Origin of the sequence: Paraclostridium benzoelyticum, from assembly GCF_001006285.1 — a bacterium.
In the GTDB taxonomy this organism is placed as follows: domain Bacteria; phylum Bacillota; class Clostridia; order Peptostreptococcales; family Peptostreptococcaceae; genus Paraclostridium; species Paraclostridium benzoelyticum.
Genome location: NZ_LBBT01000122.1, coordinates 1 through 4,890, shown reverse-complemented (window position 1 = coordinate 4,890; position 4,890 = coordinate 1). Strand labels below are relative to the sequence as shown.

Below are 4,890 nucleotides of genomic sequence, written 5' to 3'. Positions count from 1 at the left end.
ATTTTATCCATAGTCTATTTTGTGTTTGCCTTAAAAAAATAACTTTATATAAAATTATATTAAAAAGACTAAGTGTAACAAATTACGACAACATGGATTTTGTATAATATTATCAATGAATTAATACATGGAGGAAAAAATATGAAACAGAAAAAATCTATAGGAATAATTATAATTAGTTTATTATGTTCATTTATGTTAACTGGATGTACAAATAGTAATCAAAGTGTAGACAATAAAGTAAATATAAATAACAATGCAGAAAAATCACCTATAGAGGTTGACGATATAGAGTTTGTTGGTTTAGAAATATCACAACCAGATTCAATCGGCCAGAGGTATATAAAAACAAAGGTGAAAAATAATTCAAACTTAACAATAACTAGCATAAGAGTTGAACTTAAAATAGGAGATAAAGAAACTACTTATATATCATCAAACAAAACACTTAATCCAGGACAGACAAGTGAGGATATAAAATGTTTTGGTCCCAAAAGTGGTGATATAAGTGATATAGAACCTAAAAGTGTAAATATTAAAGTAAATGAAGATGGAAAAATGGTATTTGTAGACTATGATACGAAATTAGGAGAGTATAATGTTTTAGAAGCTAATATAGGAAAGGAAGAAGAGTAATTACTACTTCTTCCTAATATAGTAAATAATCATTAGAAATGCTCCAGTCATAGCATACATCATATCTTGCATAGTATCTTTTAAACCACCAGCTTGAGTTGTCATATTGAAAAATCTATCAAGTAAATATTCTACTATTTCGCAGAGCCCAGATACACCTAATGAGAAGAAAAAAATGACTATGAAAAATAATATTTTGTCTATTAAGTTTGGGGGATTATAGTATTTTAAAATATTCCAACATATTTTTAAACTTATAAAGCCTGACCAAAAATGAAGAAAGCTATCATAAGGTTTAAATATATCGTACATTCCATAGCATGAACCTATTAAAAAAGAAAAAAGTACAAATAGATTTCCTACGACATACAATGGTGTATCTATTACGTAGAAGTTTTTTACATAAGCTTTTGTAAGTATAAATAATATTATTAAACATAAAAAGCTAATAGAACTTTTTCCATAATCTTTAGTAAATAAAAAGTAACTTATAGAAAAAATGTATATGGCATAAAGTAGATATCTAAATATTTTTAAACTATTTTTGTTCATAACCATACCTTCCTATATAAAAATATTTATAATTAGTATGTGTACGTTATATAAATTTATTACATATGTAAAATTTATGAAATGTTAAATGAATGTTAAAAAACAAAAACATGTTACAGATTTGTTGCAAAAATTAAAAAAAAGTATATAATAATTTATATAAATAATTTAGTACTCCTTGAAGGGGAGTAGCTTTCGTTAAAAAACGATAATCAATCGCCAATTTCGGATTTAAAAATCCCGGTTGATTAGCAAGATAAAACCTTGTTAGCGAGACCTTCAAGTAAACTTTATTTTAATTTAAAATAGAGTTTGCTTGGAGGTCTTTATTATTTAAATAAATTAGGTGGAGGCAAATTATGTTTTACAAAAAAAGTATCGATGAAATATTAAGTCAATTAAACTCAAGTTTAAATGGTTTAAGTTCAGACAAAGCACACGACATACTATTAGAGCATGGATACAACGAGTTAAAAGAAAAAGAAAAAACTCCTACATGGAAGTTATTTTTAGAAACTTTTAAAGATCCACTAGTTATCATATTATTAATAGCGGCATTGGTTCAAGCGTTCTTAGGAGAAGCGGTAGAGTGTGGGATAATATTTGCAGTTTTAATATTAAACTCTATATTGTCCGTAGTTCAAACTAAAAAAGCAGAGGGATCTTTAGCGAGCCTTAAAAAGCTATCAGTTCCAAATGCAAAAATTATAAGAGATGGCATAAAAGTTACAGTTCCATCTAGGAATGTAGTACCAGGAGATATAATAATTTTAGAAGCTGGTGATTATGTGCCAGCAGATGGTAGAATTTTAGAATCTCAAAACTTAAAAGTTGTAGAAGGAATGCTTACAGGAGAAGCAGAACCTGTGTTAAAGCATGAAGATGTAATAAGTGAAGATGTAGCATTAGGAGATCAAAAGAACATGGTATTTAGTGGATCTATGGTAGTTTACGGTAGAGGGACATATTTAGTAACTCAAACTGCTATGGACACAGAAATGGGTAAAATTGCAGATTTATTAGAAAATGCAGAAAATAAGCAAACACCACTTCAGATAAAACTAGATGAGTTTAGTAAAAAATTAGGTGTAGGTATAGTAATATTAGCAGCTTTAATATTTGGTATAGAAGTATTCAGAGGTGGAGAAGTGGTAGATTCATTTATGTTTGCAATAGCTATAGCAGTTGCAGCTATACCAGAGGCATTATCTTCTATTGTGACTATAGTGTTAGCAGTTGGAACTAATAATATGGCAAATAAACAAGCCATAGTTAGAAAATTACCAGCAGTTGAAACATTAGGATCAACAAGTGTTATATGTACAGATAAAACAGGAACATTAACTCAAAATAAGATGACAGTTGTAGATGACTTCACTTACAACCCAGAAAAAGCACTAGTAAATGACGAGTGTTTTGAAACAGCAGCAACAAAAGAATTAACTAAACAAAAGAGTTTCCTGATATTAAGTTCAGCACTTTGTAATGATTCAGATAAAACTAATGAAGGTGTTGAAATAGGTGATCCTACAGAAATAGCACTTATGAATTACACTAACAAAAGTGGATTTGATTATAAAGAAATAAGAGAAATAAATACTAGATTAAGTGAATTACCATTTGATAGTGATAGAAAACTTATGACTACTGTTAATAAGGTTGATGGAGAAGTAGTCATGTTTACAAAAGGGGCTCCGGATGTAATATTTAATAGATGTAAGTATGCATTAGTAGGAGACGAAGTTGTAAAGGCTAGTGATGAGATAATTGATGAATACAAGAAAATGAACGAAGAATTTTCTAATAAAGCATTAAGAGTTTTAGCATTTGCAACAAAGAGAGTAGAAGATGAAAGTTTTGTACCAACAATTGAAGATGAAAACAATTTAACGCTAATCGGACTTACTGCTATGATAGATCCTCCTAGAGAAGAAGTCTATGGAGCGGTAGAAAATGCTAGAAAATCTGGAATAAAAACTGTAATGATAACAGGAGATCATAAAACAACTGCAAAAGCAATAGCTGTAGATATCGGAATATTTGAAGATGGAGACATGGCTCTTACAGGTAATGAGTTAGATGCATTAACTGATGAAGCGTTAGATAGAAATTTAGAACATATATCAGTATATGCAAGAGTTTCACCAGAAAATAAAATAAGAATAGTAAAAGCATGGCAAAGAAAAGGAAGAGTTTGTGCAATGACAGGAGATGGAGTAAATGATGCTCCAGCTTTAAAACAAGCAGATATAGGTATAGGAATGGGAAGTGGAACAGAGGATATGGTTTTAGTAGACGATAACTTTGCAACAATAGTAAATGCTGTAGAAGTTGGTAGAACAGTTTACACAAATATTAAAAAATCTATAATGTATTTATTCTCAGGAAACTTAGCGGGAATAATAGCTATATTATTTGCAGTATTTGCAAACTTACCAAATCCATTTACTACAATACAACTATTATTTATAAACTTAGTAACAGATTCATTACCAGCAATAGCGCTAGGTCTTGAAAAGCCAGAAAAAGGCGTTATGAAGGATGCCCCTAGAGATCCAAATGAAAGTATCTTATCAAAAGGTTCTTTAGGATTTGTTGCAACTAGAGGTATTATAATAGGTGTTGTTACAATAGCTGCACAATTTATAGGAATGAAGCATTCAGCTGAATTAGGTGTATCAATGGCATTTGCAACTCTTACATTATCTAGAATAATGCAGACATTTGCATCAAGATCAAATACAGAAACAATATTTGAGCTTGGAATTAAAAGTAATAAATATGTATTGGGTGCAGTTGGAGTTTGTTTAATGATGTTCTCGTTAACATTACTCCCATTTATGAGAGAAATATTTACAATGCCAAGTAGCTTTAACTTCACAACTTTAATGACTTGTTTTGGCCTTTCAGTACTTGCCACTTTAGCGATGGAAATTAGTAAAGTTATAAAAAGAAAATAAATTCATATACTTTATAAATAAAAAATTTGGAGGTATATGTATGTATGAGTTTATAGTAATGACAATAGCGACTCTTATATTAACTTCTCCTACCATTTTTATAAAGTATATAATAAACCATATGATGAGTATAATTAAATTTTATATTTGTTTAGAAGAAATAATAAAATTACAATTAGAAGTTTAATAAAAAGAGTATCGAAATTTTCGATACTCTTTTTTACAACAACGTATTGCAAAAATAAATTAAACGTATATAATGTTTATATAAATATATATTAAAAAGAGATTACAGACCCCTAAGTGAATTTTAAAGAACATAAAATTTTACTTAGGGTTTTTTATTTTAGCAAATTTAGCTAATAATTTTATTTAAATTAATGTAGGTGGAGGAAGTATATGTTTTATAAAAAAAGTGTAGAGGAGACTTTAAGCCAGGTAAATTCTAGCTTAAAAGGATTGAGTTCATCTAAAGCAAGTGAATTACTAAAAAAGTATGGGCCAAATGAATTAAAAGAAAAATCCAAGGTGCCTATTTGGATGTTATTCTTAGAAACATTTAAAGATCCATTAGTTATTATCTTATTAATAGCAGCACTTGTCCAAATATTTTTAGGCGAAGGGATGGAATCTTTAATTATATTTGCAGTGCTTATCTTAAATTCAATACTATCTGTAATACAAACTAAAAAAGCAGAAAGTTCACTTCAAAGTTTAAAAAAACTATCAGTTCCAAATGCAA

General features: G+C 28.8%; 5 protein-coding genes. 4 read left to right on the top strand and 1 reads right to left on the bottom strand.

All coding sequences use genetic code 11. The features are described from left to right. The first annotated feature begins 141 nt into the window (after nt 1-141). Nucleotides 142-636, top strand: coding sequence for a hypothetical protein (locus VN21_RS05275; protein WP_046822381.1), 495 nt, complete (start codon nt 142-144; stop codon nt 634-636). A 3-nt stretch (nt 637-639) separates the two neighbouring features. Here the strand turns inward: VN21_RS05275 and VN21_RS05270 are convergent, their stop codons facing one another. Then, a complete protein-coding gene (locus VN21_RS05270; protein WP_046822380.1) occupies nt 640-1,188 on the bottom strand; it encodes a hypothetical protein in 549 nt (182 codons plus the stop codon). A 359-nt stretch (nt 1,189-1,547) separates the two neighbouring features. On the opposite strand from VN21_RS05270, the gene VN21_RS05265 reads away from it, so the two are divergent. The 3 genes from VN21_RS05265 to VN21_RS05260 form a co-directional block, all read left to right on the top strand. Then, nucleotides 1,548-4,148 (top strand): cation-translocating P-type ATPase, encoded by a 2,601-nt coding sequence (locus VN21_RS05265; protein ID WP_046822379.1) that lies wholly within the window; start codon nt 1,548-1,550, stop codon nt 4,146-4,148. 40 nt (nt 4,149-4,188) lie between these two features. Beyond that, the gene (locus VN21_RS18615) at nt 4,189-4,335 is read left to right on the top strand and encodes a hypothetical protein (protein ID WP_161794378.1); all 147 of its coding nucleotides are present in this window, start codon (nt 4,189-4,191) and stop codon (nt 4,333-4,335) included. A gap of 212 nt (nt 4,336-4,547) precedes the next feature. Beyond that, nucleotides 4,548-4,890: cation-transporting P-type ATPase (locus VN21_RS05260; RefSeq protein WP_046822378.1), on the top strand; the 343-nt coding region annotated here is incomplete at its 3' end.

What these genes read in the sequence shown, in the direction of transcription:
- VN21_RS18615 (WP_161794378.1), top strand. Translation starts at nt 4,189, where the DNA reads ATGTATGAGTTTATAGTAATGACAATAGCGACTCTTATATTAACTTCT.
- VN21_RS05275 (WP_046822381.1), top strand. Translation starts at nt 142, where the DNA reads ATGAAACAGAAAAAATCTATAGGAATAATTATAATTAGTTTATTATGT.
- VN21_RS05270 (WP_046822380.1), bottom strand. Translation starts at nt 1,188, where the DNA reads ATGAACAAAAATAGTTTAAAAATATTTAGATATCTACTTTATGCCATA.
- VN21_RS05265 (WP_046822379.1), top strand. Translation starts at nt 1,548, where the DNA reads ATGTTTTACAAAAAAAGTATCGATGAAATATTAAGTCAATTAAACTCA.